The sequence below is a fragment of the Variovorax sp. N23 genome (assembly GCF_025486315.1).
Taxonomy (GTDB): Bacteria; Pseudomonadota; Gammaproteobacteria; order Burkholderiales; family Burkholderiaceae_C; genus Variovorax.
Map to the genome: position 1 here is coordinate 1 of NZ_JAOOPY010000018.1, position 26550 is coordinate 26550.

At 68.4% G+C, this 26550-nt stretch carries 25 protein-coding genes and 1 riboswitch; of the genes, 15 read left to right on the top strand and 10 right to left on the bottom strand.

Annotated elements, in window-relative coordinates:
* Positions 1 to 110 precede the first annotated feature (110 nt).
* Complete coding sequence (locus N8A90_RS21950) at positions 111 to 1826, bottom strand: thiamine pyrophosphate-binding protein (protein ID WP_262077332.1); 1716 nt, start codon at positions 1824 to 1826, stop codon at positions 111 to 113.
* Positions 1827 to 1935: 109 nt separating this feature from the next.
* Here N8A90_RS21950 and N8A90_RS21955 point away from each other — a divergent pair, with 109 nt between their 5' ends.
* The 12 genes from N8A90_RS21955 to N8A90_RS22010 all read left to right on the top strand — a co-directional run bounded on the left by N8A90_RS21955 (position 1936) and on the right by N8A90_RS22010 (position 14548).
* The gene (locus N8A90_RS21955) at positions 1936 to 2574 is read left to right on the top strand and encodes a TetR/AcrR family transcriptional regulator (RefSeq protein WP_262077333.1); all 639 of its coding nucleotides are present in this window, start codon (positions 1936 to 1938) and stop codon (positions 2572 to 2574) included.
* Between the two features lie 127 nt (positions 2575 to 2701).
* Positions 2702 to 3475 carry an ABC transporter permease gene (locus N8A90_RS21960; protein WP_262077334.1) on the top strand — a complete coding sequence of 258 codons (774 nt, stop codon included), beginning with the start codon at positions 2702 to 2704 and terminating at the stop codon, positions 3473 to 3475.
* Between the two features lie 47 nt (positions 3476 to 3522).
* Complete coding sequence (locus tag N8A90_RS21965) at positions 3523 to 4530, top strand: ABC transporter substrate-binding protein (protein WP_262077335.1); 1008 nt, start codon at positions 3523 to 3525, stop codon at positions 4528 to 4530.
* 21 nt (positions 4531 to 4551) lie between these two features.
* Positions 4552 to 5331, top strand: a complete 780-nt coding sequence (locus N8A90_RS21970; protein ID WP_262077336.1) for an ABC transporter ATP-binding protein — start codon at positions 4552 to 4554, stop codon at positions 5329 to 5331.
* 37 nt (positions 5332 to 5368) lie between these two features.
* Entirely contained in the window at positions 5369 to 6796 is a 1428-nt protein-coding gene (locus tag N8A90_RS21975) for an enolase C-terminal domain-like protein (RefSeq protein WP_262077337.1), read from the top strand.
* A 172-nt stretch (positions 6797 to 6968) separates the two neighbouring features.
* Positions 6969 to 7949: a tripartite tricarboxylate transporter substrate binding protein gene (locus N8A90_RS21980; protein ID WP_262077338.1), complete on the top strand. Its 981-nt coding sequence runs from the start codon at positions 6969 to 6971 to the stop codon at positions 7947 to 7949.
* A 35-nt stretch (positions 7950 to 7984) separates the two neighbouring features.
* Complete coding sequence (locus tag N8A90_RS21985; RefSeq protein WP_262077339.1) at positions 7985 to 9160, top strand: Gfo/Idh/MocA family protein; 1176 nt, start codon at positions 7985 to 7987, stop codon at positions 9158 to 9160.
* A gap of 11 nt (positions 9161 to 9171) precedes the next feature.
* Entirely contained in the window at positions 9172 to 10356 is a 1185-nt protein-coding gene (locus tag N8A90_RS21990) for a dihydrodipicolinate synthase family protein (protein WP_262077340.1), read from the top strand.
* 2 nt (positions 10357 to 10358) lie between these two features.
* Positions 10359 to 11237, top strand: coding sequence for a sugar phosphate isomerase/epimerase family protein (locus N8A90_RS21995; RefSeq protein ID WP_262077341.1), 879 nt, complete (start codon positions 10359 to 10361; stop codon positions 11235 to 11237).
* A 281-nt stretch (positions 11238 to 11518) separates the two neighbouring features.
* A complete protein-coding gene (locus N8A90_RS22000) occupies positions 11519 to 12616 on the top strand; it encodes a DNA glycosylase AlkZ-like family protein (RefSeq protein ID WP_262077342.1) in 1098 nt (365 codons plus the stop codon).
* A 98-nt stretch (positions 12617 to 12714) separates the two neighbouring features.
* Positions 12715 to 12871, top strand: a riboswitch (FMN riboswitch).
* An 89-nt stretch (positions 12872 to 12960) separates the two neighbouring features.
* Positions 12961 to 13464 carry a 6,7-dimethyl-8-ribityllumazine synthase gene (locus N8A90_RS22005; protein ID WP_262077343.1) on the top strand — a complete coding sequence of 168 codons (504 nt, stop codon included), beginning with the start codon at positions 12961 to 12963 and terminating at the stop codon, positions 13462 to 13464.
* 70 nt (positions 13465 to 13534) lie between these two features.
* The gene (locus N8A90_RS22010) at positions 13535 to 14548 is read left to right on the top strand and encodes a metal-dependent hydrolase (protein WP_262077345.1); all 1014 of its coding nucleotides are present in this window, start codon (positions 13535 to 13537) and stop codon (positions 14546 to 14548) included.
* A gap of 5 nt (positions 14549 to 14553) precedes the next feature.
* Here the strand turns inward: N8A90_RS22010 and N8A90_RS22015 are convergent, their stop codons facing one another.
* Both N8A90_RS22015 and N8A90_RS22020 read right to left on the bottom strand, forming a co-directional pair.
* Positions 14554 to 15309, bottom strand: a complete 756-nt coding sequence (locus N8A90_RS22015) for a sulfite exporter TauE/SafE family protein (RefSeq protein ID WP_262077347.1) — start codon at positions 15307 to 15309, stop codon at positions 14554 to 14556.
* A gap of 7 nt (positions 15310 to 15316) precedes the next feature.
* Positions 15317 to 16570 (bottom strand): MFS transporter, encoded by a 1254-nt coding sequence (locus N8A90_RS22020; RefSeq protein ID WP_262077349.1) that lies wholly within the window; start codon positions 16568 to 16570, stop codon positions 15317 to 15319.
* Between the two features lie 85 nt (positions 16571 to 16655).
* On the opposite strand from N8A90_RS22020, the gene N8A90_RS22025 reads away from it, so the two are divergent.
* Together N8A90_RS22025 and N8A90_RS22030 are read left to right on the top strand one after the other, a co-directional pair.
* Positions 16656 to 17519, top strand: coding sequence for an AraC family transcriptional regulator (locus tag N8A90_RS22025; protein WP_262077351.1), 864 nt, complete (start codon positions 16656 to 16658; stop codon positions 17517 to 17519).
* Between the two features lie 39 nt (positions 17520 to 17558).
* The gene (locus N8A90_RS22030) at positions 17559 to 19247 is read left to right on the top strand and encodes a SulP family inorganic anion transporter (protein ID WP_262077352.1); all 1689 of its coding nucleotides are present in this window, start codon (positions 17559 to 17561) and stop codon (positions 19245 to 19247) included.
* Between the two features lie 33 nt (positions 19248 to 19280).
* On the opposite strand, the gene N8A90_RS22035 is transcribed toward N8A90_RS22030, so the two are convergent.
* From N8A90_RS22035 to N8A90_RS22060, 6 genes are read right to left on the bottom strand one after another with little or no spacing between them, the layout of a single operon-like run.
* Positions 19281 to 19994: an ABC transporter ATP-binding protein gene (locus N8A90_RS22035; RefSeq protein WP_262077353.1), complete on the bottom strand. Its 714-nt coding sequence runs from the start codon at positions 19992 to 19994 to the stop codon at positions 19281 to 19283.
* Entirely contained in the window at positions 19991 to 20749 is a 759-nt protein-coding gene (locus tag N8A90_RS22040; protein ID WP_262077354.1) for an ABC transporter ATP-binding protein, read from the bottom strand. The genes N8A90_RS22035 and N8A90_RS22040 overlap by 4 nt, the downstream gene beginning before the upstream one ends.
* On the bottom strand, positions 20746 to 21624 hold the full coding sequence (locus N8A90_RS22045) for a branched-chain amino acid ABC transporter permease (RefSeq protein ID WP_262077355.1): 879 nt from the start codon (positions 21622 to 21624) through the stop codon (positions 20746 to 20748). The genes N8A90_RS22040 and N8A90_RS22045 overlap by 4 nt, the downstream gene beginning before the upstream one ends.
* 16 nt (positions 21625 to 21640) lie before the next feature.
* A complete protein-coding gene (locus N8A90_RS22050) occupies positions 21641 to 22516 on the bottom strand; it encodes a branched-chain amino acid ABC transporter permease (protein WP_262077357.1) in 876 nt (291 codons plus the stop codon).
* A 7-nt stretch (positions 22517 to 22523) separates the two neighbouring features.
* Positions 22524 to 23744 (bottom strand): ABC transporter substrate-binding protein, encoded by a 1221-nt coding sequence (locus N8A90_RS22055; RefSeq protein ID WP_262077359.1) that lies wholly within the window; start codon positions 23742 to 23744, stop codon positions 22524 to 22526.
* 35 nt (positions 23745 to 23779) lie between these two features.
* Positions 23780 to 25012, bottom strand: coding sequence for a metal-dependent hydrolase family protein (locus N8A90_RS22060; RefSeq protein ID WP_262077361.1), 1233 nt, complete (start codon positions 25010 to 25012; stop codon positions 23780 to 23782).
* Positions 25013 to 25159: 147 nt separating this feature from the next.
* Between N8A90_RS22060 and N8A90_RS22065 the strand changes: the two genes are divergently transcribed.
* The gene (locus N8A90_RS22065; protein ID WP_262077363.1) at positions 25160 to 26119 is read left to right on the top strand and encodes a LysR substrate-binding domain-containing protein; all 960 of its coding nucleotides are present in this window, start codon (positions 25160 to 25162) and stop codon (positions 26117 to 26119) included.
* Here N8A90_RS22065 and arfB read toward each other — a convergent pair whose 3' ends face one another.
* A complete protein-coding gene (gene arfB / locus N8A90_RS22070) occupies positions 26120 to 26533 on the bottom strand; it encodes an alternative ribosome rescue aminoacyl-tRNA hydrolase ArfB (RefSeq protein ID WP_262077365.1) in 414 nt (137 codons plus the stop codon). It lies immediately after the preceding gene.
* Between the last annotated feature and the right edge of the window lie 17 nt (positions 26534 to 26550).

The following is a 26550-nucleotide window of genomic DNA, read 5'->3' on the forward strand; positions in this document are numbered from 1 at the left end:
ATCGGGCGTCCTTGGCCGGGTAGCTCCGGCAGTGTTCCTATCGTCCTGAGGTGTCAACGCTATTCAGGACGGGTCACTGCCTTCTCCTGCCTCCGGCGTTCGGCGCTGTCTCAGCCCTGGGCCTGCGCAGCCTTCGTGATCGCGCTCAGCGTGCCGCGCGTGGTGATCACTTCGGGGTCGAGGGGAATCTCGATCAGGGTGCCCGTGTCGGCTGCCAGCGCGCGCAGCAACGCGGCTTCGACTTGCTCGGTGGCCGTGACCTTCTCCGCGGCGTAGCCATAGGCACGCGCCAGCGCGCAGAAGTCCGGGTTTGCCAACGCGGTGCCGCTCACGTTCAGCGGGTACTCGCGCTCCTGGTGCATGCGGATGGTGCCGAACATGCCGTTGTTGAGCAGCACGACGATGCTCTTGCCGCCATGCTGCACGGCCGTCGCCAGTTCCTGCCCGTTCATCAGGAAATCACCGTCGCCCGCGATCGTGAAAGCCGTGCGGCCTGTCGTGAGATTGCACGCGATGCCCGCCGGCACGCCGTAGCCCATCGCGCCGCTGGTGGGCGCGAGCTGCGTCTTGTGGCCCTTCGCGAGGCCGTGGTAGCGGAAGAAGCGGTGCACCCAGCTCGCGAAGTTACCAGCCCCGTTGGTGATGGCCGCATCGGCGGGCAGGTGCTTCTGCAGCAGCATCACCACCGCGGCCATGTCGACGGCGCCGCGCGGCGCATCGACAGGCAACCCCGGCAAAGGCTGCGGCTCGAGGTTCGCGCGGTAGTCCGCATTCGCCGCGGCGGTCCACGCCTCCCACGGCAACTCGGGCGGCGCGCTGAGCACCTCGAGGCTGCGCGCCGCCGCGCTCATGCCGGCGTTGATCGCGAGATCGGCCTGGTACACGCGGTTGAGTTCTTCCGCACTGGCGTGGATGTGCACCAGCGTCTGCTTCGCTTTCGGCGCTTCGAGCAGCGTGTAGCCGTTGGTCGTCATCTCGCCCAGACGCGGGCCGATGGCGATGATCAGGTCGGCCGCCTTCACGCGCGCCGCGAGCTTCGGATTGATCGCGATGCCGACATCACCGGCGTAGAGCGGGTGGTGGTTGTCGAAGATGTCCTGGTAGCGGAAGGCGTTGCCGACCGGCAACCGCCAGTTCTCCGCGAAGCGTTGCAGCGCCTGCGCCGACTGCGGCGTCCAGCCGCCGCCGCCGGCGATCACGAAGGGCCGCTGCGCCTTCATCAGCAACTGACGCAAGGTGCGCAGCGCACCCGGGTCACTCCAGGGTTCGACGGCCTCGACCCGCGCCAGCGGCCGCGCACTCGTCATGCTGCGCAGCATGTCTTCGGGCAGCACCAGCACGACCGGCCCGGGCCGGCCGTTCATCGCGGTGGCGAAGGCGCGCGCGATGTATTCGGGGATGCGGTCGGCATCGTCGATGCGCTCCACGCGCTTGGCGAAGCCCTTGGTGCTGGGGCCGAAGAAGCTGCCGTAGTCGACCTCCTGGAACGCTTCGCGGTCGCGGAAGTCGCTGCCGACGTCGCCGACGAACAGGACCATCGGCGTCGAGTCCTGGAAGGCGTTGTGCACACCGATCGACGCATTGGTCGCGCCCGGTCCGCGCGTCACGAAGCAGATGCCCGGCCGGCCCGTGAGCTTGCCGTGCGCCTCGGCCATGAAGGCGGCACCGCCCTCCTGGCGGTTCACGATGAAGCGGATGCGGTCGCGATGCGCATGAAAGCCGTCGAGCACGGCCAGATAGCTTTCGCCCGGCACGCCGAAGGCGCATTCGACGCCCTGCGCGATGAGACATTCGACGATCAGGCGGCCCGCTTGTTGTGCGCTCATGGAAGGATGCGATGCGTGTTGAGAGGAAGCCGGATTATCGTGACGTGCCTGCCGCCCTCGCCGAAGGGCGCCTCCATAATTCCCGTCCCGGTTAGTCAGCACCAGAACCATGGCCTCCCCACCCTCGCCCCCGCGCCTGCGCGACGCCGACAAGTCGCAGCTCACCATCCTCGGCGCGGCCCTCGGCGAATTCGCGCAGTGCGGCTTCGCAGGCGCACGCGTCGACCGCATCGCCGAGCAGGCCGGCGTGAACAAGCGGCTCATCTACTACTACTTCGGCAACAAGGACGACCTGTTCCTCGCGGTGCTCGAACGCACCTATGCCGACATCCGCGCGGCCGAACAGGCGCTGCATCTCGACGCCATGGACCCGGTCGAAGCGGTGCGGCAACTCGTGTCCTTCACCTGGCACTACTACCTCGAGCACCCGGAATTCATCACGCTGCTCAACAGCGAGAACCTGCACCAGGCGGTGCATCTGAAGCAGTCCGCGCGTATCCAGGAAATGAACTCGCCGCTGGTGCAACTGCTGGCCGACGTGCTCGAACGCGGCCGGCGGCAAGGGCTGTTCCGCGACGGCGTCGACCCGATCCAGCTCTACATCTCGATCGCCTCGATCTGCTACTTCTACCTGTCGAACAACGCCACGCTGTCGGCCATCTTCGGGCGTGACCTGCGCAGCCCCAAGGCGCTGGCCACGCGCCTGTCGCACATGACGGAGCTCGTGCTCGGCTACGTGCTGCGCTGACGCGCACCGGCCCCGTGCTTTCCCTAGGTGTCGTTGACACCGCATCGGCCGCGCTCCAACAATTCACCAATTGGTGATTTAAGCGCGCAGTCGACGTGACGCGCGCGTCCCCCGGAGACAACGCTCGATGCTTCGCAGACTTCTGCTGCAACCGGCCCTGCGCCCGTTCTTTCTCATCGTCGTGCTCCTGGTGCTCTGGGACCTCGCCATCCGCCTGTTCAAGATTCCGGCCTACCTGATCCCGCCGCCGCTCGAGGTCGTGAAGCAGCTCATCGCCGAATGGCCGCGGCTGCTGAGCGAGAGCTGGAAGACCACGCTCGCCACGCTCGGTGGTTTCGGGCTCACGATCGTCATCGGCATTCCGATCGCGATGGTCATCGCCTACTCGCGCCTCGTCGAGTCGTATGTCTATCCGCTGCTGGTGTTCTCGCAGAGCATCCCGAAGGTCGCGATCGCGCCGCTGTTCGTCGTGTGGTTCGGCTTCGGCATCTTCCCGAAGGTGATCTCGGCCTTCCTGCTGGGCTTCTTCCCGGTGGTGGTCTCCACCGTGATGGGCTTCAAGTCGGTCGAGCCCGACATGCTCGACCTGGCCCGCTCGATGGGCGCGAGCCGCCTGCAGACCTTCTTCAAGATCAGCCTGCCGCAGGCGATGCCCGCCATCTTCAGCGGCCTGAAGGTGTCGGTCACGCTGGCCGTCGTCGGCGCGGTGGTGGGTGAGTTCGTCGGCTCCAACTCGGGTATCGGCTATGTGCTGCAGGTGGCCAACGGCAACTTCGACCTGCCGCTGATGTTCGCCGCGCTCGTCGTGCTGTCGAGCATCGGCGTGGTTCTGTTCGTCGCCGTCGACCTGGCCGAACGGCTGATGATTCCCTGGCACGCCTCGCAACGGCAGGTGCAGTAAGGCTCGCCCTTCTTCATTCCTACACACAGACAACCGGAGACAACACCATGAAGAGACTGCTCCCCACACTGATCGCCGCCGCCACCACCGCGGTGGTCATGGCCGTGGCACCGGCCCACGCGCAAACCAAGGCGCCCGAGAAGGTCACGCTGATGCTCAACTGGTACCTCTACAGCGAGCACGCCCCCTTCTTCCTGGGCAAGGAGCGCGGCTTCTATGCCGAGGAAGGCATCGACCTCGACATTCAGGAAGGCCGCGGCTCGGCGGTCACGGCGCAGGCCGTGGCGGCGAAGTCGGCGACCTTCGGCTACATCGACGTGACGACCATGATCAAGGCCGCCGCCAAGGGGGCGCCGCTGAAGTCGACGGGCGTGCTGTTCCAGGTGAGCCCGATGTCGGTGATGGGCTTCACCGAGAAGAACATTAGGACGCCCAAAGACATCATCGGCAAGACGGTGGCGACCACGCCGGGCGACTCGATGTCGCAGATGTGGCCGCTCTTCCTCAAGGTCAACGACATCAAGCCCGACCAGGTGAAGATCGTCTCGGGCGACGGGCAGACCAAGCTCAACGCCGTGATGAACGGCCAGGCCGATCTGCTGCTGGGCTACGTGATGGACCAGGCCATCAAGCTGCAGGACGCCACCGGCAAGCCGGTGACGCCGATCCGCTTCGCCGACTCGGGCGTCAACCAGATCAGCTCCGGGATCATCACCAACAAAAACCTGCTGACAGAGAACCCCGACCTGGTGAAGCGCTTCATGCGCGCGTCGACCAGGGCCGCGGAAGCCGCCGAGAAGAGCCCCGAGGCCGCGGTCGACGCGATGCTCAAGGCCAACCCCAAGGCCGGCGTGCGCGACACGCTCATCGTCGGCATGAAGCAGAGCGTGGCGCTGTACCACACCAAGGAAACCGCCAACCAGCGCCCGTTCCGCGTGAGCATGAAGAACGTGAACGACTCGCTCGACCTGCTGGTGCAGTACGGCGGCATGGACGCCGCCACGCGCGGCAAGCCCGAGGACTACGTGACCCTCGATTTCCTGCCCACGAACTGATCCTCGAGCCGCACACTGCCCATGTCCGACGATGTCCTGATCCAAGCCCGCGGTGTCACCAAGGTCTACGCCACCAAGGACGGCCCGGTCGAGTCGCTCAAGCCGCTCGTCTTCGCCATCCGCAGAGGCGAGTTCGTCTCGGTCGTGGGACCGTCGGGCTGCGGCAAGAGCACACTGCTGAAGATGGTGGCGGGCCTCTTGCCGATCACGGCCGGCGCGCTCACGCTGTCGGGCAAACCGATCCGGGGCGCACAGAAGGACGTGGGCATCGTGTTTCAGAGCGCGGTGCTGCTGGCCTGGCGCACGGTGCTCGACAACATCCTGCTGCAGGCCGAGATCCGCCACCTGCCAATGGCCGCGGCGCGCGCGCGGGCCGCCGAACTGATCGCGATGGCCGGGCTGACAGGCTTCGAGGGCAAGTACCCCTGGCAACTGTCCGGCGGCATGCAGCAGCGCGCATCGATCTGCCGCGCCCTGCTGCACGACCCGACCGTGCTGCTGATGGACGAGCCCTTCGGCGCGCTTGATGCGATGACGCGCGAGAAGATGAACCTCGAGCTGCGCCGCATCTGGGCGACATCGGGCAAGACGGTGATGCTCATCACCCACAGCATCCCCGAAGCGGTGTACCTGTCGGACCGCGTCATCGTGATGAGCGAGCGGCCCGGCACCATCGCTGCCGTCTACGACATCGCGCTGCCGCGCGAGCGCCCGCTGGACATCATGGGCTCCGCCGCCTTCGGCGAGTACGCCAAGACGATCCGCGCGCACTTCTTCTCGCAAGGCATCCTCGACCACTGAGCCTCAGGCGCGCGTCGCATGCGGTGGAGACAGAACCATGGCCCCTGCGGCGCCCCGCTTCCACGTCGACGACATCCGCTTCACCGAACGCGAGGTGCGGCTGCGACTCCCCTTCCGCTTCGGCGCGGTGACCGTCACCGCCTGCCCGCAGGTCTACGTGCGTGCGCGCATCCGCTTCGAGGACGGCCGCACCAGCGAAGGCTGCGCGGCGGAGATGATGATCCCCAAGTGGTTCGACAAGAACCCGGCACTGTCGAACGAACAGAACTTCGAGCAGCTGCGCCAGGCCTTGCGCAATGCGCGCGAGGCCTACACGACGCCCGCTGCGGCCCAGCGTGCATGGGACCATTTCGCCGAGCACTACGAGGACGTGCTCGCAATGGGCCTGCGCCAGGGCCTGGGGCCGCTGGTGGCCAGCTACGGCCCCGCACTGATCGACCGTGCCGTGCTCGACGCCGTGTGCCTGCACAGGGGCTGCGGCTTCGGCGACGCGACGGCCCACAACATCGCCGGCATCGATCTGGCACGCCATGACCTCGCGCCGGACCTGCATGTCTTCGACCTCGATGGCTTTCTGGCACAACAGCGTGGACGCACCTCGATCGCCGCGCGCCACACCGTCGGCCTGGCCGATGCCATCCGCGATGCGGACCTCGGCAATGCCGACCCGCACGACGGCTTGCCCGCCTCGCTCGAAGCCGCCATCGCACGCTACGGCCATCGCCACTTCAAGCTCAAGCTGTCGGGCGACACGCGCACCGACATCGACCGCCTGACGCGCATCGCCGAGGTGATCGACGCGCACGCAGTGCTGGTCACGCTCGACGGCAACGAGCAGTACGCGGACGTCGCGGCCTTCTCGCAGTTCCTCGATGCCTTCCTCGCCACGCCGCGCCTGAAGATGATGGCCACGAAGACGGTGTTCATCGAGCAGCCCATCCAGCGGGCGCATGCGCTGGACCGCGACGTGCGCGCCGCCGCGGCCCGCATCCCGCTGCTGGTCGACGAATCCGACGCCACGCTGGAGAGCTTCATGCAGGCCCGCGCGCTCGGCTACACCGGCGTGTCGAGCAAGAGCTGCAAGGGCTTCTACAAGTCGATCGTCAATGCGGCGCGCTGTGCGCAGGCCCGCGCGCAGGGCGGGTCGCTGTTCCTCTCGGGCGAAGACCTCACGATGCAGGCCGGTGTCGGGCTGCAGCAGGACCTGGCGCTCGTCGGCTGGCTCGGGCTCGACCATGTCGAGCGCAACGGCCACCACTACGTCGACGGCATGGCAGCGTTGCCGGTGGACGAGCAACGCGCATTCGCCGCGCTGCACCCGGCGCTGTACGCCGAGAGCGCTGGCGCGGTGCGCCTGCGCATCGTCAATGGGCAGATCGACCTGTCGTCGCTCGGCACAACGGGTTTCGCCACCGGCGAGCGCGGCGCAGGCATCCGCTGGGATGCCATGGGCGCGGCCTACTGAGCGCCACCCGGCCGAGCGCTCGACGCTCGGGAAATCCCTGATCCCGACCTTCCGCACGGCAATTGACCGTCGCACGCCACCGGCCGAGAATTGCCCTCAATTCACCAATTGGTGAATTACCAGGTTCACCGACGCCTGCACGGGTGCGCCCAGAAAACCAACGGAGACCTTCATGACCCCTTCCGCCCGCATCGCCGCGGCCGCCTCGCTGGCGTGCCTCGCGGCCCTGACGTCCCACAGCGCGCTCGCGCAGAACGGCTACCCCAGCAAACCGATCCGCGTGATCGTGCCCTTCGCGGCCGGCAGCACCACGGACATCATTGCCCGCGCCATCACCGACAAGATGGGCCAGAGCATGGGTCAGACGCTGGTGGTGGACAACCGCGGCGGCGCCAGCGGCACGATCGGCCAGCAGGCCGTGGCCACGGCCGCGCCGGACGGCTACACGGTCATGATCCACTCGTCCTCGCACACGGTGAGCCCGTCGACCTTCGCCAAGCTGCCCTTCGACACCGTGGGCGACTTCGCCGGCATCACGCCGATCTCCACGCTGCCGAACGCACTGGTGATCTCGCCGTCGAAGAACATCAGGACGCTGAAGGACCTGGTGGCCGCCGCCAAGGCCAAGCCGGGCACCATCAACTTCGCCTCCGCCGGCCAGGGCAGCGCGACGCACCTGAACGCCGAGAAGTTCAAGATGGCCGCCAACATCGATGCGACCAACATCCCGTTCAAGGGCTCGGCCGACGCCGTGACCGAGGTGCTGTCGGGCCGCGTCGACTACTACTTCTCGCCCATCGCGCCCGTCATTGGTCAGATCAGGGAAGGCCACCTGCTGGCGCTGGCCGTCGGATCACCCAAGCGCGCCGCCGCCCTGCCGGACGTGCCGACCACGGCCGAAGCCGGCGTGCCCGGGTCCGAATTCAACTTCTGGATCGGAATGATGGCGCCGGCCAAGACGCCGCGCGAGATCGTCACGCGGCTGCACGACGAGGTCGTGAAGGCCCTCGCCACGCCCGAGGTCAAGGAGCGCTTTCTGAAGCTCGGCGCCGACGCCTGGACCTTGCAGCCCGCGCAGTTCGACGCCTACATCAAGGAAGAGATCGGCAGCAACGCCAAGCTGGTGAAGGCCGCCGGCCTGTCGCCGCAATAACCCATCACCCACTCACTTCAGCACGCAGAGAAACCATGGCTACACAACGACTCGGACTCATCATGCACGGCGTCACCGGACGCATGGGCATGAACCAGCACTTGATCCGCTCCATCTGCGCCATCCGCGCGCAAGGCGGCGTCACGCTGTCGAACGGCGACTTGTGTCTGCCCGACCCGATCCTCATCGGCCGCAACGCCGAGAAGATGGAAGCGCTGGCCAAGAAGCACGGCATCGCGCGCTGGGGCACCGACCTCGACGCCGCACTCGCCAACCCCGACGACACGATCTTCTTCGACGCCGGCACCACGCAGATGCGCCCCACCCTGCTGGCCAAGGCGATCCGCGCCGGCAAGCACGTGTACTGCGAGAAGCCGATCGCGACGAACCTGAACGAAGCGGTGGAGATCGCGCGCCTGGCCGAAGAGGCCGAAAGGACAAGGGGCCTGAAGCACGGCGCCGTGCAGGACAAGCTCTTCCTGCCGGGCCTGCGCAAGCTCGACATGCTGCGCCGCGCCGGCTTCTTCGGCCGCATGCTGAGCGTGCGCCTGGAGTTCGGCTACTGGGTGTTCGAGGGCGACCTGCAACCGATCCAGCGCCCCAGCTGGAACTACCGCAAGGAAGACGGCGGCGGGATGATCCTGGACATGATGTGCCACTGGCGCTACGTACTCGACAACCTCTTCGGCGAAGTGAAGTCGGTGAGTTGCCTGGGCACCACGCACATCCCCAAGCGCTGGGACGAAGCGGGCAAGCCGTACGAAGCGACCGCCGACGACGCCGCCTACGCCACCTGCGAACTCACCGGCCACAACGGCGAGCCGGTGATCGCGCAGATCAACATGAGCTGGGTCACGCGCGTGCGGCGCGACGACCTCGTGACTTTCCACGTCGACGGCACCGACGGCTCGGCCGTCGCCGGCCTGTCGAGCTGCCGTGCGCAGTCGCGCGTGGCCACGCCGCGCCCGGTGTGGAACCCGGACGAGAAGCAGACGATGAACTTCTTCGACCAGTGGCAGGAGATCCCGGATTCGCAGGTCTACGACAACGGCTTCAAGATCCAGTGGGAAGCCTTCATCCGCCACGTGGTCGAGAACGCGCCGTACAAGTGGACGCTGCCCGAAGGCGCCAAGGGCGTGCAGTTGGTCGAGGCCGCGCTCGAATCCTGGAAGGAACGCCGCTGGATCGACGTGCCCGCGCTGAAGGTCTGAGGAACAGCGCCATGGCACTCACCCTCACCCTGCCGACCGCGAACCGGTCCCTCGCACCCTACACGTTGAAAGGCAGCGTGCCCGCGAAGCCAGCGGCCGGCGTCAAGTTCAACCGCATCGCCTACTCAGCCGCGCACGTCGTCGCCGACCCGCTCGTGGTGGTCGATCCGTGGCTGCAGGCCGCCGTCGACTGGGACACGACCATCGCGTACCGCCAGCACCTCTGGTCGCTCGGCCTGGGCGTGGCCGAGGCGATGGACACCGCGCAGCGCGGCATGGGCCTGGACTGGCCGACCTCGCTGGAGCTGATCCGCCGCTCGCTCGATGCCGCGAAAGACGTGCCCGGTGCGCGGGTCGCCTCGGGCTGCGGCACCGACCACCTGAACCTCGACGAGGTGAAGAGCGTCGACGACGTGATCCGCGGCTACGAGGAACAGATGGCCGCCATCGAGAAGCTGGGCGGCAAGCTGATCGTGATGGCGAGCCGTGCGCTGGCCCGCGTGGCCAAGAGCCCGGCTGATTACGAGCGCGTGTACGACCGCATCCTGTCGCAGGCGAAGCAGCCGGTCGTGCTGCATTGGCTCGGCGAGATGTTCGACCCGGCCCTGGCCGGCTATTGGGGCACGTCGAACGTCGATGCCGCCATGGACACGGCCGTCGGCATCATCGCGGCGCACCCGGACAAGGTCGACGGCATCAAGATCTCGCTGCTCGACAAGGACAAGGAGATCGCCATGCGGCGTCGCCTGCCATCGGGCGTGCGGATGTACACGGGCGACGACTTCAATTACGCCGAACTGATCGCTGGCGATGGTCATGGCAGCGAAGTCATGCACGGCCAGAGCGATGCGTTGCTGGGCATCTTCGACGCCATCGCACCGGCGGCCAGTTCGGCCCTCGGCGAACTCGCGCAGGGCAACGTCGACAAGTTCCACGCCATCCTCGGCCCCACGGTGCCGCTGTCGCGCCACATCTTCGCGGCGCCCACGCGCTTCTACAAGACCGGCGTGGTGTTCATGGCCTGGCTCAACGGCCACCAGACGCACTTCACGATGGTCGGTGGTCAGCAGAGCACGCGCTCGCTGCAGCATTTCGCCGAGCTGTTCCGCCTGGCCGATGCGGCCAGCGTGCTGGAGAAGCCGGAGCAGGCGGTGCAGCGCATGAAGACGTTGCTCGCCATCCACGGCGTGGAATGACGATGCGCGACTTCACGCAGAACCACGAGTGGCTGTCCATCAACACCGCGACCGTGCGCAAGCAGCGCGGCGTCGAGGTGCCGCTCGACCGCATCATCGACCAGTGCGCCGAACGCGGCATCCGTGCCATCAGCCCGTGGCGCGACCAGGTCGCTGCCGTCGGGTTGGACAAGGTCGCGGCGCAGCTGAGGGCGCACGGCATGGGCCTGTCGGGCTATTGCCGTGGCGGCTTCTTCCCTGCACCCGATGCGGCCGGCCTGAAGGCAGCGCTCGACGACAACCGCCGCGCCATCGACGAAGCGAAAACGTTGAACGCGCCCTGCCTAGTGCTCGTGGTGGGCGCCCTGCCCGGTGCGCTCGATGGCAAGGCGGCGTACACCGACATCGCGCGCGCCCGCAGCGAGGTGCGCGACGGCATCGCTGCATCACTCGACTACGCCCGCGAGGTCGGCATGCCGCTGGCCATCGAGCCACTGCACCCGATGCAGGCGGCCGACCGCGCGTGCATCAACACGCTGGAACACGCGCTCGATGTGTGCGACGAACTCGACCCCGGCCAGAGCGGCCTGCTCGGCGTGGCGCTCGACATCTATCACGTGTGGTGGGACCCGAAGCTGCAACAGCAGATCGCGCGTGCGGGCAAGGAGCGCTTGCTCGCGTACCACGTGTGCGACTGGCTCACGCCAACGCGCGACCTTCTCTCCGACCGCGGGATGATGGGTGACGGCATCGTCGAACTGAAGAAGATCCGCGGCTGGGTCGAGGCGGCGGGCTTCGACGGCTTCAGCGAGGTGGAGATCTTCTCGATGCTCGACTGGTGGAAGCGCGATGGCGGGGATGTGCTCGACATCTGCGTCGAACGCCATAAACGCGCCGTTTGATTCCTGCGGCGGGCTCAGGCCGGCGCGGTGCACTGCTTCGTTCGTGTCCCCCGGCCTGCGGCCTCCTCCTTGACCTCACTGCGCAGTACACCCCGCCGGCCTGAGCCGGGTCGGGGCTGTAGCTGATCACCCTTGAACAACACGGCATGTCCTGGGCCGAGGGCGGTGGGTGGCCCCTGCAGCGAAATCAAGGAGGAGCCGAAGGCGGGGGACATTCGCGGAAGGGGCCACCCGCCGTCCTCGGCCCCGCCCTGAAACAGGACGCTGCAAAATCCGGGAACATGCCCGACCCCACTCTCGACGACATGCGCCGCTACGCCGTCGCCCGCACCCTCTTCAAGCCCACCACGCTACCGCGCGCCATCCAGCGGCTGGGCTTCGTGCAGGCCGATCCGATCCGCGCCCCGGCGCGCGCGCAAGACCTGACGCTGCGGCATCGCGTGAAGGACTATCGTGCGGGCGACCTTGAGCGGCGCTACGCGAAGCTCGACATCGAGGAGGACTGCCTGGTCAACTACGGTTTCCTGCCGCGCGAGCACCTCGCACTCTTGCATCCGCGCGAAGCGAAGAAGAAGCCGTGGGATGCGGCCACACGTCGCAAGGCCGCCGACGTGCTGGCCTTCGTACGAGAGCGCGGCGAAGTGCATCCGCGAGAGGTCGAAGCACACTTTGCGCATGGCCGCATGACCAACTACTGGGGTGGATCCAGCAATGCCAGCACGCACCTGCTCGACGGCATGCACTACCGCGGCATGCTGCGCGTGGTGCGACGCGACAGCGGCACGCGGGTCTACGCGGCGGTGAGCCACTCGCCACCGATCGACGACAGCCCGACGGGCCGCGCCTTGCGTGCCGCGGCGCTGCTCGAACTGATCGTACGCAAGTACGCGCCGCTGCCCGCAAGCAGCCTGACCTATCTCGTACGCCTGCTCAACTACGGCGCCCCTCATCTGGCGACGCAGACCCAAGCCGCATTGCGCGAAGCCCGCGAGGCGCTCGGCAGTTGCCGCATCGATGGCACGACCTGGTACTGGCCCACGGACGAAAACCCGCGCTCGCGCCGCCACGCACCGGACGATGCAGTGCGTCTGCTGGCGCCCTTCGACCCGGTGGTGTGGGACCGTCGACGCTTCGAGCTGCTCTGGGGCTGGGCCTACAAGTTCGAGGCCTACACGCCGGCACCGAAGCGGCAGTTCGGCTACTACGCCTTGCCGATGCTCCAGCACGAACGCGTGCTCGGCTGGGCCAACGTGTCCGCACGCGCGGGATCGCTGCAACCGAGCTTCGGCTATCCCGGCAAGAAGCCCACGGGTGCGGCGTTTCGCGCGGCGCTCGACGACGAAATGCAGCGCATGACGCACTTTCTTGCAGGGCGCTGAACAGCCATCTCGGGGCGCTCAAGGGTTTTTCCGCGGGGGCGACAGCATGCGTTTCGCGGCGTGCCTAGAATCCTGATCGCCCCGGTGCAAGCCGGGGCATGCGTTCTCAGGGCGGGGTGAAATTCCCCACCGGCGGTGACGGCGACTCGTTCGCACAAGCCCGCGAGCGCCTGCGGTGCGTCATGCATTGCAGGGTCAGCAGACCCGGTTGGAATCCGGGGCCGACGGTCACAGTCCGGATGAAAGAGAGCGCGTCATCGTGAGCCCGGCTGCGCGCCTTCGTGCGACCGGACGCATGGTTGCGTGCGCCCTGATTCAGGAAACCTGCTTTCTAGAGGCACACCATGAGTCAGATCAACGACCTTCCCCTTTCGGCCATCTCGGCCACCGAGCCGCAGCGCGTCGCCTTCATCGAGGCGCAGTGGCATGCCGACATCGTCCACCAGGCGCGCCACGCCTTCCTCGCGGAGATGGAGCGCCAGGGCTTCGCGCGCGATCGCATCGACGTGATCGCCGTGCCCGGCGCCTTCGAGATCCCGCTGCACGCCAAGCGGCTCGCGCTGTCGGGCCGCTACGCCGCCATCGTCGGCTGCGCACTGGTGGTCGACGGCGGCATCTACCGCCACGAGTTCGTCGCCAACACGGTGGTGAGCACGCTGATGTCGCTGCAGCTCGAGACCAACGTGCCGATCCTCTCGGCCGTGCTGACGCCGCACCACTTCCACGAGCATGTGGAACACCGCAAGTACTTCCACGCGCACTTCGCGGTGAAGGGAACCGAGGCGGCCGATGCCTGCATCAAGACGCTCGAAGGCCTGCGCCAGGTCGACGCGCTGCTGGCCGGCTGAGCGCTTTCGCCCTGCGGCCGGGCAAGGCTTTCGATCGGGTCGCGTCATCGCGCCTCCCTAAGATCGGCGCGTGGACTCCCTGACGCAAATCGTGCTGGGCGGCACCGTCGCCGCAGCCATCGCCCCCGCACGGCATCGCCGGGCCGCCCTGCTCGCCGGTGCGGCGCTCGGCACGCTGCCGGACCTCGACACTTTTCTCATCCAGCCCTTCACCGACAACCCGGTGACGCTGATGACGGTGCACCGCAGCTTCAGCCATTCGCTGCTGGTGCTGCCCTTCGTCGGCTGGCTGATCTGGTGGCTCTTCAAGCGGCGCCGCGGCCGCGTGGCGGATTCGCCGACGCGCTGGTTCTGGGCGATGCAGGCGGCACTGCTCACGCATCCGCTGCTCGATGCCTTCACGGTCTACGGCACCCAGCTGTGGTGGCCGCTGCTGGTGCGGCCGGTGTCATGGTCCACCGTCTTCATCATCGATCCGGGCTACACGCTGTGGCTGCTGCTGGCCTGCGGCTTCGCGTGGTGGGCCGCGGCGCGCGCGTCGGCGCAACGGGCGCTGGTGGGCGGGCTGCTGCTCAGCAGCGCCTACCTCGGCTGGTCGCTGGTGGCGAAGCACATGGTCGAGCGCGACGCCGCGCGCGCACTGGCAGCCATGGGCCTGGCCGATGCACCGCGGCTCTCGACGCCGATGCCGCTCAACACGCTGCTCTGGCGCGTCATCGTGATGACGCCCGACGGCTACCTCGAGGGCCAGCGCTCGCTCGTGGCCGACACCGGCACGATGACCTTCGCGCGTTTCGATTCCGACGTGGCGGCGCGGGCCGCCGCACGCGACGTGCCGGCCGTGCAGCGGCTGCAGTGGTTCAACGGCGGCTTCATGCGCGCGCAGACCACGCCCGAAGGCACGCTGGTGCTGTCGGACCTGCGCATGGGCGTGGCACCGAACTACAGCTTCGAGTTCGAGGTGGCACGCCGGGCCGATGGCGCCTGGCAGGCGGTGCCGCCGAAGCAGCGCGACTGGAAAGTTCCCACGGGCGACTTCGGCGCGCTCTGGCAGCGCATCTGGCGCGCGCCACCGGCCCTCTGACGGGTTCAGCGCTGCAACAGCGTCGGCACCGACGACGCCAGCAGCATCACGCCCGACACCGTCAGCAAGCCCAGCACGATCTGCCGAAAGGCCGCGTCGCTGATGCCGACGTAGAGCCGCGCACCGAGCAGCACCGGCACCAGCACGCAGCCGGCGACGATGGCCAGCATCGGCAGCATCGCCAGACCCACGTTGCCCGCGCCCAGGTGCAGGGCGAAGGCCACGGTCAGCATGGCGAGGTTGAAGTTCTGGATGACGGCGCGCTGCGCGTCCTTGTCCATGCGGCGCAGCGTGCACCACAGCGTGGGGATGGCGCCGGCGAAGCCGCCCACGCCGCTGCAGAGGCCACCGGCGAGACCCGCCACCGCATCGGCCGCGCGACCGCCGACGGTGACGCGCGGCAGGTTGCGCGCCATCAGCATGGCCGGGCACCAGACCACCAGCAGGGCACCGAGGCAGGCCTTGAACACCGCGACATCGAGCCGCGGCAGCAGCCAGACGCCGAGCGGCACACCGGCCAGTCCGCCGACGACGAAGGGCAGCAGCAGCCGCTTGTCGAAGCTTCGCTTCTGCGAAAAAGCGGCGATGAGCTGACCGGTCAGCGCGCCGAAGGTGGCCAGCACGGCGGCGAGCCTCGGCTCGACCGTCCAGGCCCAGATCGAGATCGCGACCAGCCCGAACGCAAAGCCCGACAGCCCCTGCACGAAGCCGGCCACGGCCGCGCCGAGCGCGACCAGCAGGTAGAGCGCGAGCGGCTCCAAGCGCCGCTCAGGCCGACGCAGGCACGAGGGCCTCGCGCCGCACGCGGCGCACGTTGAAGGCGCTGGCGATCAGCACGCCCTGCACCAGCGCCAGGCCGACGATCACCGCCGTGTAGCGGCCGTTGTCCATCAGGCGCCCGAAGACCAGCGGCGCCACCGCCTGCCCGATGTCGAGCCCGGCGTAGACCACGCCGTAGACGCGGCCGGTGGCGTTGGGCGGCGTCGACTTCTTCACCAGCAGGTCGCGCGACGGGCCGGCGATGCCCGAGGCGAAGCCCATGGCACCGAACAGCACCGGCACCAGCACCGGCGCGAAGTCGGCGAAGGCCAGCACCAGCGCGAGCGAGGCGGCGATGCCGAAACCGGCGCCCACGATGCGCTCGCAGCGCGACGGGTCCGAAGCGAGAAAGCCACCGACCACCATGCCGGCCGCGCTGGCCACCATGTAGACCGTGAGGCACACCGCCACCAGCGCCAACGGCACCGCGTGCAGATGGCCGGCCGCGGCCGGCGCGAAGGTCTGCACCACGCTGATGACCATCGCGTAGAAAAAGAAGAAGCCGAAGCACATCCACACCGCCGGGATGCGCAGGAAGTCGAACTGGCCCGCGGCCGGTGCATGCGCGGCCTGGCCGGTGGCCTTCTGCACCGTCTTCACGTCAAGCGAGAGCACGCCGCGGTACAGCCACAGCACCACCAGCACCGCCAGCGCGAGCGCACCGGCCGCGGCGAGCGCCACGCGCCATGACGTCGCCAGCGCGATCGGCACCACGAAGGCTGGCGCCAGCGCCCAGCCCAGGCTGCCGGTGATGCCGTGCACGCTGTAGGCATGGCCCAGCCGCGTGGGCGCCACCTTGCGGTTGAAGAGCGTGTAGTCGACCGGGTGGAACACGCCGTTGCCCACGCCGCCGACCACCGCGCTGGCCAGCAGCATCCAGTAGCTCTGCGCCGTCGCATAGCCGAAACCGGCCAGACCGAGCATGCCGAGCCCGACGAACAGCACCGGCCGCGGCCCCAGCTTGTCGACGATGAAGCCCGAGGCCGCCTGCACCAGACACGAGACGACGAAGAACACGGTGAGCACCGCGCCCAGCTCGGTGTAGCTGACGTTGAACGCGTCCTTCAGCCAGGGGAACAGCGGCGCCAGGATGAGCTGGCTGAAGTGGCTGATCGCATGGGCCAGGCCGACCAGGCCGATGAGCTGTGCGTCGGTGCGCAGCGTGTTCTCGGGGGGCGAACGGGAAGCGGAAGCGTGGGACATGGCTGTGAACGAAGGGAGCGGGCTTCGATCGTAGGCCGCACGGACGCGGCAGAATGGCGATACATGGACAAGATTTGTCGAAACCATGACAGTTGCTGAACCGAAGACCGATTCCCCCCGCCCCCGGCCCCTGAACCCTCCGCCGGCCAACACGGTGGTGGAACCGCTGACGCCGCATCTCTATGCCCCCGACGCGGTGCGTCCGCTGCGCGCCAAGGAACATTTCCTGCAGGCCGACACCTTCGTCGAGCTGCACGTCCACCCCTGGCCGCAACTCACCTTCTCGACCCGCGGCGTGATCCGGCTGAGCACGCAGGACGGCAGCTACATCGTGCCGCCCTCGCGCGCGCTGTGGGTGCCGGCGGACGTGCCGCACAGCATCACGCTGATCGAGGACGCCGAACTGCGCACCGTGTATGTCCACAGCTGGCTGGCGCCGCCCTGGGAACGCTGCGAGGTGCTGGAGATCAGCCCGCTGATGCGTGCGCTGATGCTGGCGCTCGACACCACGCCCGACGGCCGGCCGCCCGCCGACCCGCAGGCGCCGCACCGCGAACGCATGATCGCGCCGCTGCTGATCGACGAGATCGAGCGCGCCACGCAGATCCGCATCGACGTGCCGCTGCCCGCCGACAAGCGCCTGCGCCAGCTGTGCGAGACGCTGCTGCGCAACCCGGCCGACCGCGCCACACTGGCCGAACGCGCCAACGCCATCGGCGCCAGCGAGCGCACCGTGGCACGCCTCTTCCGCGACCAGCTCGGCATGAACTGGCAGCAGTGGCGCCAGCAGGCCGTGATGGCCCACGCCCTGCCCCTGCTCGCGCGCGGCATGGCCGTGAGCCAGGTCGCGACCGCCAGCGGCTACGCCACCGACAGCGCCTTCTGCGCGATGTTCAAGGCCGCCACCGGCCGCTCGCCCACCGCGTTCCAGCACAAGAAGGCCAGATAATCCCGCGGTGCATCTCGAACTCTTCTGCGTGCCGGCATCATGGCAATGACCCGCGACCGGCTTCTGCGCTGGTTTCCCTTCCTGGCCTGGCCGCGCCCCGACCGTGCCCTGCTCGTCAACGAGGCTTCGGCCGGCATCACCGTCGCGCTGATGGTCATTCCCCAGGGCGTCGCCTATGCCGCGCTCGCGGGCATGCCGCTGGTCACCGGCGTGTATGCGGCGCTGTTCCCGGCGCTCATCGCGGTGCTGTTCAGTTCGTCGGCACGCCTGTCGGTGGGGCCGACCGCCCTCACCAGCCTGCTGGTCGGCGCGTCGCTGGCACCGCTGGCCGTTCCGGGCAGCCATGAATGGGTGGCGCTCGCGGTCTGGCTCACGCTGCTGACGGGGTTGATGCAGTTCCTGCTGGGCGTGGCGCGCTTCGGCTGGCTGCTGCGGCTGGTCAATTCGCCGGTGCTGATGGGCTTCACGCAAGGCGCGGCCGTGCTCATCACGCTGTCGCAATTGCCCGCGCTGCTGGGCTTCACCGGGCGCAGCTACGCGCAGTTGCTGCAGGGCCCGCCGCCCGACTTCCTGGCGATCGCCTTCGGCCTGGGCGGCATGGCGATGCTGTGGTTCGGCAAGCGCCTCGCGCCGCGCTTCCCGACCACCATGGCGCTGGTCGCCGTGAGCGCGGCGCTGAGCGTCGCCGTGGGCTATGCGCTCAAGGGCGGTGCCGTGATCGGCGCACTGCCGTCGGGCCTGCCCTCGTTCTACTGGCCCGGCGGCCTGGGCGCCGCCGAGTTCGGCAGCCTGCTGCTGCCGGCCTTCCTCATCACGCTGGTGAGCTTTCTCGAGACCGCGTCGAGCGCCAAGGTCGACAACGCGCGCGCCGGCAAGCTCTGGAACGAGAACCAGGACCTGATCGGCCAGGGGCTCGGCAAGATCGCCTCCGGCCTCACCGGCTCGTTCCCCACCAGTTCCTCGTTCTCGCGCTCGGCCATCACGCTGTATGCCGGGGCGAAGACGCAGTGGTCCACGCTGTTCAGCGTGCTCGTCGTGGCGGCCGCGCTGCTGTGGGCGATGCCGCTGCTGTTCCATGTGCCGCAGGCCGTGCTCGCGTCGGTGGTGGTCACCGCCACGCTGGGGCTGCTCAAGCCCAGGGCCTTCGTCGCGCTGTGGCGCATCTCACCGATCGAGGCCGCCATCGCGGGCGCGACCTTCGTGCTGACCATCGCGACCGCACCGTCGATCTACTGGGGCGTGCTCGGCGGCCTGCTCGCGGCGCTGGCGCACTACATGTACCGGCACCTGCACCCGCGCATCATCGAAGTGGGGCTGCACGCCGACGGCAGCCTGCGGGACCGGCACCTGTGGCACCTGCCGCCCCTGGCGCCGAACCTCTACGCCTTGCGGATGGATGCCGAGCTCGACTTCGCGTCGGCCAGCACGCTGGAACACGCCATCACCGTGGCGCTGGCCGAGCGGCCCGGGCTCACGGACGTGTGCCTGTTCGCCCACCCGATCAACCGGGTCGACCTGACCGGCGCCGAAGTCTTCGGCAACATCCGGCGGCTGCTCGAATCGCAGGGCGTGCGCCTGCATCTGTCGGGCCTCAAGCTGCCGGCCCAGCATGTGCTGGAGCGCGCCGGACTGCTCAAGCCAGGTGCGCTGTTCTTCAGCTACCGCACCGACGCGGAAGCCCTCGCCGCGCTCTCGCAAGGCCCGCGCACCGTACACGCCGCGGCCTGACCCGACCTCGGCCACCCGGGGCTCACCGGCGTGTCAATGGTTCCCGAGGTACAGCTGGGCCATGCGCTCGTCGCCCAGCAGCCCTTGCGCCGGCCCCTGCAGCACGCAGCGCCCCTGGTCGAGGATGTAGCCCTGCTGGCTGATCTGCAGCGCCTGGCGCGCGCGCTGCTCGACCATGAGCACGGCCACGCCCGCGGCCGGCAGCTTGCGCACCATGTCGAACACCTTGCCCACCAGCGACGGCGCCAGCGCGGCCGTGGGCTCGTCGAGCACCATGATGCGCGGCGAGGGCATCAGCGCGCGGGCGAAGGCCAGTTGCTGGCGCTCGCCGCCCGAGAGCTCGCTGGCCGGCTGAGGCAGGCGTTCCACCAGCGCGGGGAAGTCGACCAGCACCTCGTCCATGCGGCGCCTGACGTGCGGCACGCCGCGCACCACCAGCAGGTTCTCGCGCACGGTGAGCGACGGGAACACGTTGGCCACCTGCGGCACGTAGGCCAGGCCGGCGTCGAAGCGGTCTTCGGCCGACAGCTTCGCGATGTCGCGGCCGCCCAGATGGAGCGTGCCCGACACGCGCGGCAGCAGGCCCAGCAACGCCTTCACCAGCGTCGACTTGCCGGCGCCGTTGGTGCCGGCGATGGTGACGATCTCGCCCGGCGCGACGGCCAGGTCGATGCCATGGATGATGTCCACGTCCGAATAGCCGCCGCGCAGCTGCGCGATCTGCAGCAGGTTGTCCGCGCCACTCATACGACCCCTCCCATGTAAGCCTCTTGCACGCGCGGGTCGTCCAGCACGGTGCGCGGATCGCCCTCGGCGAGGATGCGTCCGCGGTCCATCACGATCATCCGGTTCGACAGCGCCTTGAGCGCCTGCAGGTGGTGCTCGATCACGACGAAGGCGATGCCGCGCGCATGCAGTTCGCGCACGCGCTCGCAGATCTCCTCGATGAGCACCGGGTTCACGCCGGCGAAGGGCTCGTCCAGCAGGATGCAGCGCGGGTCGAGCATGAGCACGCGGCCCAGTTCGACCAGCTTCTTCTGCCCGCCCGACAGCCCGCCCGCCTTCACGTCGCGCACCCGCGCCAGGTTCAGGAACTGCAGGACACCGTCGGCCTTGTCGGCCAGCTGCGCTTCGTGCGCACGCAGGCTGCGCGTCTGGAAGAAGGCATTGACCAGGCGCTCGCCCTGCGGGTTGGCCGCAGCCGCCAGCAGGTTCTCGTGCACCGTGAGGCTCTTGAACTCGCGCGGGATCTGGAAGGTGCGCACCAGGCCCATGCGCGCGCGCCGGTAGGGTGGCGTCCGGGTGATGTCCTGCCCGTCGAAGGTGATGCGCCCCGCATCGGCCGGCTGCTGGCCGGCGATGGCCGCGAACAGCGTGCTCTTGCCCGCGCCGTTGGTGCCGGCGATGCCCAGGATCTCGTTGGCGGCCAGTTGCAGCGACACGCCGTCGACCGCTTTGAACCCGCCGAATTGCCGTGTCACGGCTTCCACGTTCAGCATCATTTCGCCTTGCCTCCGAACAGGCCATTCGGCCGGTACAGCGTGACCAGGATCAGCGCCAGGCCCACCGCCGCGAGGCGCAGGCTGGCCATGCCCACTTCGGACACGCCCGGCACCCAGTCCTTGGCGAAGCGCGAGCCTTCGAGGAACACCATCAGCAGCAGCGAGCCGAACACGGCGCCGCGCACCGTGCCCGTGCCGCCCATCACCAGGCCCATCCACACATAGAAGGTGATGAGCGGGATGAACTGCTCGGGCGTGATGAAGGTGATGAAGTGGGCATAGAAGGCACCCGCCACACCGGCCAGCGCCGCGCCCAGCATGAACACCTGCACCTTGAACCAGGCCGGGTCCTTGCCGAGCGCCGCCAGGGCCGCTTCGTCGTCGCCGATGGCCTTGAGCAGCCGACCGAAGGGGCTGCGCGCGAGGCGCACCGTGCCCCAGGACACCACGGCGACCAGCACCAGCAGCGTCGTGAAGATCGCCATGTCGGAGGCCGCGCCCCACGCAGCGAACAGCTTGGGCAGCCCGGGCAGGCCCTGCACGCCGTGCGTGAGCCAGCCTTCCTGCTGGATCGAGATGCGCACGGCTTCGGAGAAGCCCAGGGTGACGATGGCCAGGTAGTCGTCGCGCAGACGCAGCGACAGCAGGCCGATCGGCAGTGCGAGCAGGCCCGACAGCACGCCCGCCGCCACGAAGCACAGCGGCAGCGGCACGCCCTGCAGCGACAGCAGGCCCGAGGTGTAGGCGCCCACCGCGAAGAAGGCGACGACGCCGAAGTTCACCAGCCGGGTGAGACCGAACTGCAGGTTCAGGCCCAGCGTCAGCAGGCAGTAGATGAGCGCGATGATGCCGATGGCGCAGAGATAAGCAATCATGAAGTCGACTCCTCGCTCAACGCACCAGCTGCACGCGGCCCATGATGCCGGCCGGGCGCAACAGCAGCACCAGCGCGAGCACCGCGAACGACAGCACCAGCTTGTACGACGGCCCCAGCAACGGCACCGACAACTCCTGCGCCACGCACAGCAGCAACGCACCCAGCACCGCGCCCACCGGACTGCCGATGCCGCCCAGCACCATGGCGGCGAACGCGGGGATCAGGCTCTCCCAGCCCATCTCGGGGCTGACGATGGACTTCATCCCGAGCAGCACGCCGCCCACCGCGGACAGCGCACCGACCAGCAGCCACAGGCTCAGCATCAGACCGTTCGCGCGGATGCCGCTGGCCCGCGCCAGGTCGGCACTGTCGGCCACGGCGCGCAACTGGCGCCCGAAGCTGGTGCGGTAGATCAGCACGAACACCACCAGCAGGCAGGCCGCGGCGATGCCGGCGATGACCAGGTCGGTCGGCAGCACGCGAACGCCGCCGAAATTCCAGGCGCGCATCAGCGGCAGGTCGAAGGTGCGCTGGTCGTGCCCGGCGAAGAAGGAGATCAGGCTGCGCAGCAGGAAGCCCAGGCCGATGGCCGCGAGCATCGACGACACCATCGGCCGCCCGGCCAGCTTGCGAAAGATCAGCGCGTACGAGCCCGCCGACACCACCGCGGTGGCCGCCATGCTGGCCAGCGCGGCGGCCCACAAGGGCCAGCCGCCCAGCATCTGCACCGCCACGGCGGCGTAGGCCCCCGTGGTCATGAAGTCGCCCGCGGCCGCATTGGGAAAGCGGTTGACGCCCATCACCAGGGTCATGGCCAGGGCGGGCAGCGCCACCACGAGGCCCTCGATCAGTCCATTGATCAACAGGTTGGCGAAAGCGATCCAGTTCATTGCGTCATCAGGTCGTGATCGACACCACGTCGCGGCGCACCAGCTGGCCCTTTTCGATGATGTACACACCGAAGTCGGGCGTCGCGTCGCCGGCCTTGTCGAAGTCCAGCTTGCTCGATGCGCCTTCGTAGTTGACCTTGGCCTTCTTGGCGAGCTGGGCCTTGCCTTCGGCGAAGGTGAACACGGCGGTGCCGGGAGCGTTGGACACGTCGCGGATCTTGCCGTTGATCTGCTCGACCGTGGCGCGCGGACCGGCGGCTTCCATGGCCAGGCCGAGCGAGATCACCATGTCGTAGGCCATCGCGGCGTAGATGTTGGTCGATGCCGCCTTGCCGCTGGCCTTGGTGAAGGCCGCGTCGAAGTGCGCGTACGACGCGCTCTTCTCGTTGGACACGGTGTCCACCGAGATGATGCCCTCGCACACCTCGGCGCCCAGCGCCTTCACGAGGTCGGGGTTGGCGGCCCAGCCGGGGATGACCCACTTGTTGTCGCCGCCGGCCTGGTACCACTCGCGCAGCAGGATGGTGGTGTCGGGCAGGTACGAGCCCATCACGATCACGTCGGGCTTGGCCGCGAGGATCTTCTGCAGCTCGCTGCGGTAGCTGGGGCGGGCCGGTTCGTAGGTGACGTTCTCCACCACCTGGCCGCCACGCTTCGTCCACGCGCGGGTGAAGCCTTCGACGTTGCCCAGACCCGAGGCGTTGTTGAACGCCATCGTGGCCGGGCGCTTGAAGCCGCGCTTGGTGCAGATCTCGGCAAAGGCCGCGCCGAAGCGGTCGTTGGTGGCCTGGAAGCGCCACACCAGGTCCTTGGTGTCCAGCGTGGAGATGGCCGGCGCGCCGGAGACGTTCATCTCAATGATGCCGGCCGCGTCGGTCAGCGGCATCACGGCCAGCGTCACACCCGAGGCCCAGGTGCCCAGCAACGCCTGCACCTTGTTCACCTCGATGAGCTTCTTGGCCGCGAGCACGGCGGCGTCGGGCTTGGTCTGGTCGTCTTCGGTGAAGAGCTCCAGCTTGCGGCCACCGGCGCCGCCGGCCGCGTTGATCTCGTCCACGGCCAGGCGGATCGCCTGCTGCATGCCCGGGCCGTAGGGGCTGCCGGCGCCGGTGATGGGCGTGAGCGAACCGATGCGGAACACGTCCCCTTGCTGGCTGAAGCCGATGGTGGGCAGGCATTGCAGTGCGGCAGCGGCGCCGCCGAGCTTGACGAAGTTTCTACGTTGCATGGTTGTCTTCCGGAGGACAGGAGGGAGGGTTGGAGTCAGAGGGTGTTCTTGAAAATCGCGCCGTCCTTGACGATCGCGCGGATGCGCTCGCCCTGGTTCAGCAGGCAGCCGATGTCGGTGAGCGGGTTGCCGTCGACCAGCAGCAGGTCGGCGATGGCGCCGACCGTGACTTCGCCGAGCTGGCCCTGCTGGCCCAGGATCTCGGCGCCGATCAGCGTCGCCTGCTGCAGCACCGGGCCGTTGCCCAGCACGTCGGCGCGCAGGCGCAGCTCGTCGGACTGCAGGCCGTGCGTCTCGGCCAGCAGGTCGCTGCCCAGGCCCATCTTCACGCCGGCCTTGGCCAGGATCTCGATGGCGGCACGCCCCTGCCCGCGCACGGAGTCGATCTTGGCGATCGACGCCGCCGGCAGCCCGTAGCGCTCGCCTTCGTTGGCCAGACCTTCGTAGGTGATCAACGTGGGCACCATGAAGGCACCCATCTCGGCCATCAGCTCGGCCGTGGACGCATCGACCAGGTTGCCGTGCTCGATGGTGCGCACGCCGCAGCGCACGGCGCGGGCGATGGCGCGCGGCGTGTAGGCGTGGGCCATCACGTAGGTGTTGGCGTTGGACGCTTCTTCGACCACCGCGCGCAGCTCGGCCTCGGAATAGCCGAGGTTGCCGATCGGGTCGTTGGGCGACGCCACGCCGCCCGAGGCCATCACCTTGATCTGCGTCGCGCCCTTGAGGATTTCCTCGCGCACCGCGATGCGGCAGGCGTCGACACCGTCGACCACCCGGCCGATGTTGCCCAGCTTGTAGGCGCACGAGCACACGTCGAGGTCGTCGTTGCGCTGGCGGAAGTCGGCATGGCCGCCGGTCTGCGACAGCGCCTTGCCCGACGGGAAGATGCGCGGGCCCGGTACGAGCCCGGTGCGCACGGCCTCGGCCAGCGACCAGTCGGCCCCGCCCGCGTCGCGCACGGAGGTGAAGCCGCGCTCCAGCATGGCCTTCATGATGGGCAGCGAGCGCAGCATCACGAACACGTTGGGCATCTTGGCGACCGTGCCCAGGTTGAAGGACGAGGCCACCGTGTGCACGTGGCAATCGATCAGGCCGGGCATCAGCGTCATGCCCTTGGCATCGATCACCGGGGTGCCGGCAGGCGCCTGCACGTCGGCACCGACGGCGGCGATGCGGCCGTCCTGCACGAGCACCGACAGGCCGCTGCGCAAGGTGAGCGCATGCACATCCAGCACATGGCTGTTCTCGATCAACAAAGAAGTCATGAAAGGTTCAGGGATTCGGGAGGGCTTCGGATTACTCATGGCCGACAGGCAGCAGACCTTCGGCAGGGGTTGCATTTATCGGGCCAGACCGCATAAACCACAACACCTAAAATCTCACCCGCCCATGACTCCCACTCATACCCTCGCATGCGCCGCCTGTGCCCGACCATCTCGGAACTGAACGCCTTCCACTCTGCCGCCAAGCACCAGGCGTTCACCATGGCCGCCAAGGAGCTGTGCGTGACGCAGAGCGCCATCAGCCGCCACATCGCGGGGCTGGAGAACTACCTGGGCCAGAAGCTGTTCATCCGGAAGGCATCGGGCCTGGAGTTGACCGATGCCGGCGCCACCTACCTGAACGCCACGCGGCCGGCCATGGCCGCCCTCGAATCGGCCACCGCGCAGCTCATGTCCCACGGTGGCGACGGCGGCACGCTGAACCTGTCGGTGCCGCCCACCTTCGCGGCGCAATGGCTCTTTCCGCGGCTCGGGCATTTCAAGCGCACGCTGCCGCAGGTGTCGCTGAACTTCGTGCGCTACCAGCACGCGCACGACTTCGCGGTATCGCACGAGTTCGATGCCGCCATCCAGTACGGCTACGGCAACTGGCCCAGCGCCAATGCGCGCTACCTGGTCGGCAAGGAAACCAGCATCGTCTGCAGCGCCCAATTGCGCGATGCGCTGCCCCTGCGCACCGCCGACGACCTGCAGCGCGCCACGCTGCTGCAGCACATCGAGGTGCCGCTGGCCTGGCACGACTGGATGGAAGCGAATGGCTGCGACACCAGCGGCAGCCGCTTCGGGCCGGGCTTCAACCTGTACTCGCTCATCATCCGCGCCGCGGTGTCGGGCTTCGGCGTCGGCATCGTGCCGACCTGCCTGGTGGAAGACGAGATCCAGGCCGGCACGCTGGTGGAGCCGCTGGGCCGGCGCTTCGAGAGCCCGCTGGGCTACTACCTGTGTGCACCCACGACCCGCACCAACCTGTCGGTGTACCGGCTGGTCGGCGGCTGGCTGGAACACTGCTGCAACCACGCGCCCGAGACCGGCACCGCGCAGCCGCAGTCGTGCATCTTCTGCGGCCCGCAGACAGCGCTCGGCGCCTGATCAGTCCTTGACGCGGCCGCGCAGGCTCTTGATCTCCGCCCGCTGGCTCTTGCCTTCGAGGCGCCGCTGCTTGGAACCGTAGGTCGGCTTGGTGGCCCGTCGCACCCGCGGCGGCGTGGCCACGCTGTCGACCAGCGCCTGCAGCCGCGCCAGCGCGTCGCTGCGGTTCATCTCCTGCGTGCGGTGCTGCTGGGCCTTGAGCACCAGCACGCCTTCCTGCGTGATGCGGCTGTCGCGCAGGGCCAGCAGGCGCTCCTTCACGTCCGGCGGCAGCGAGCTGGCCAGGATGTCGTAGCGCAGGTGCACCGCGCTCGACACCTTGTTCACGTTCTGGCCGCCCGCGCCCTGCGCGCGGATGGCGCTCATCTCGACCTCGTCGGGGTCGATCTCCAGGGGGCGGCGGCTCGGGATCATGCGGCCATTGTCCGGGA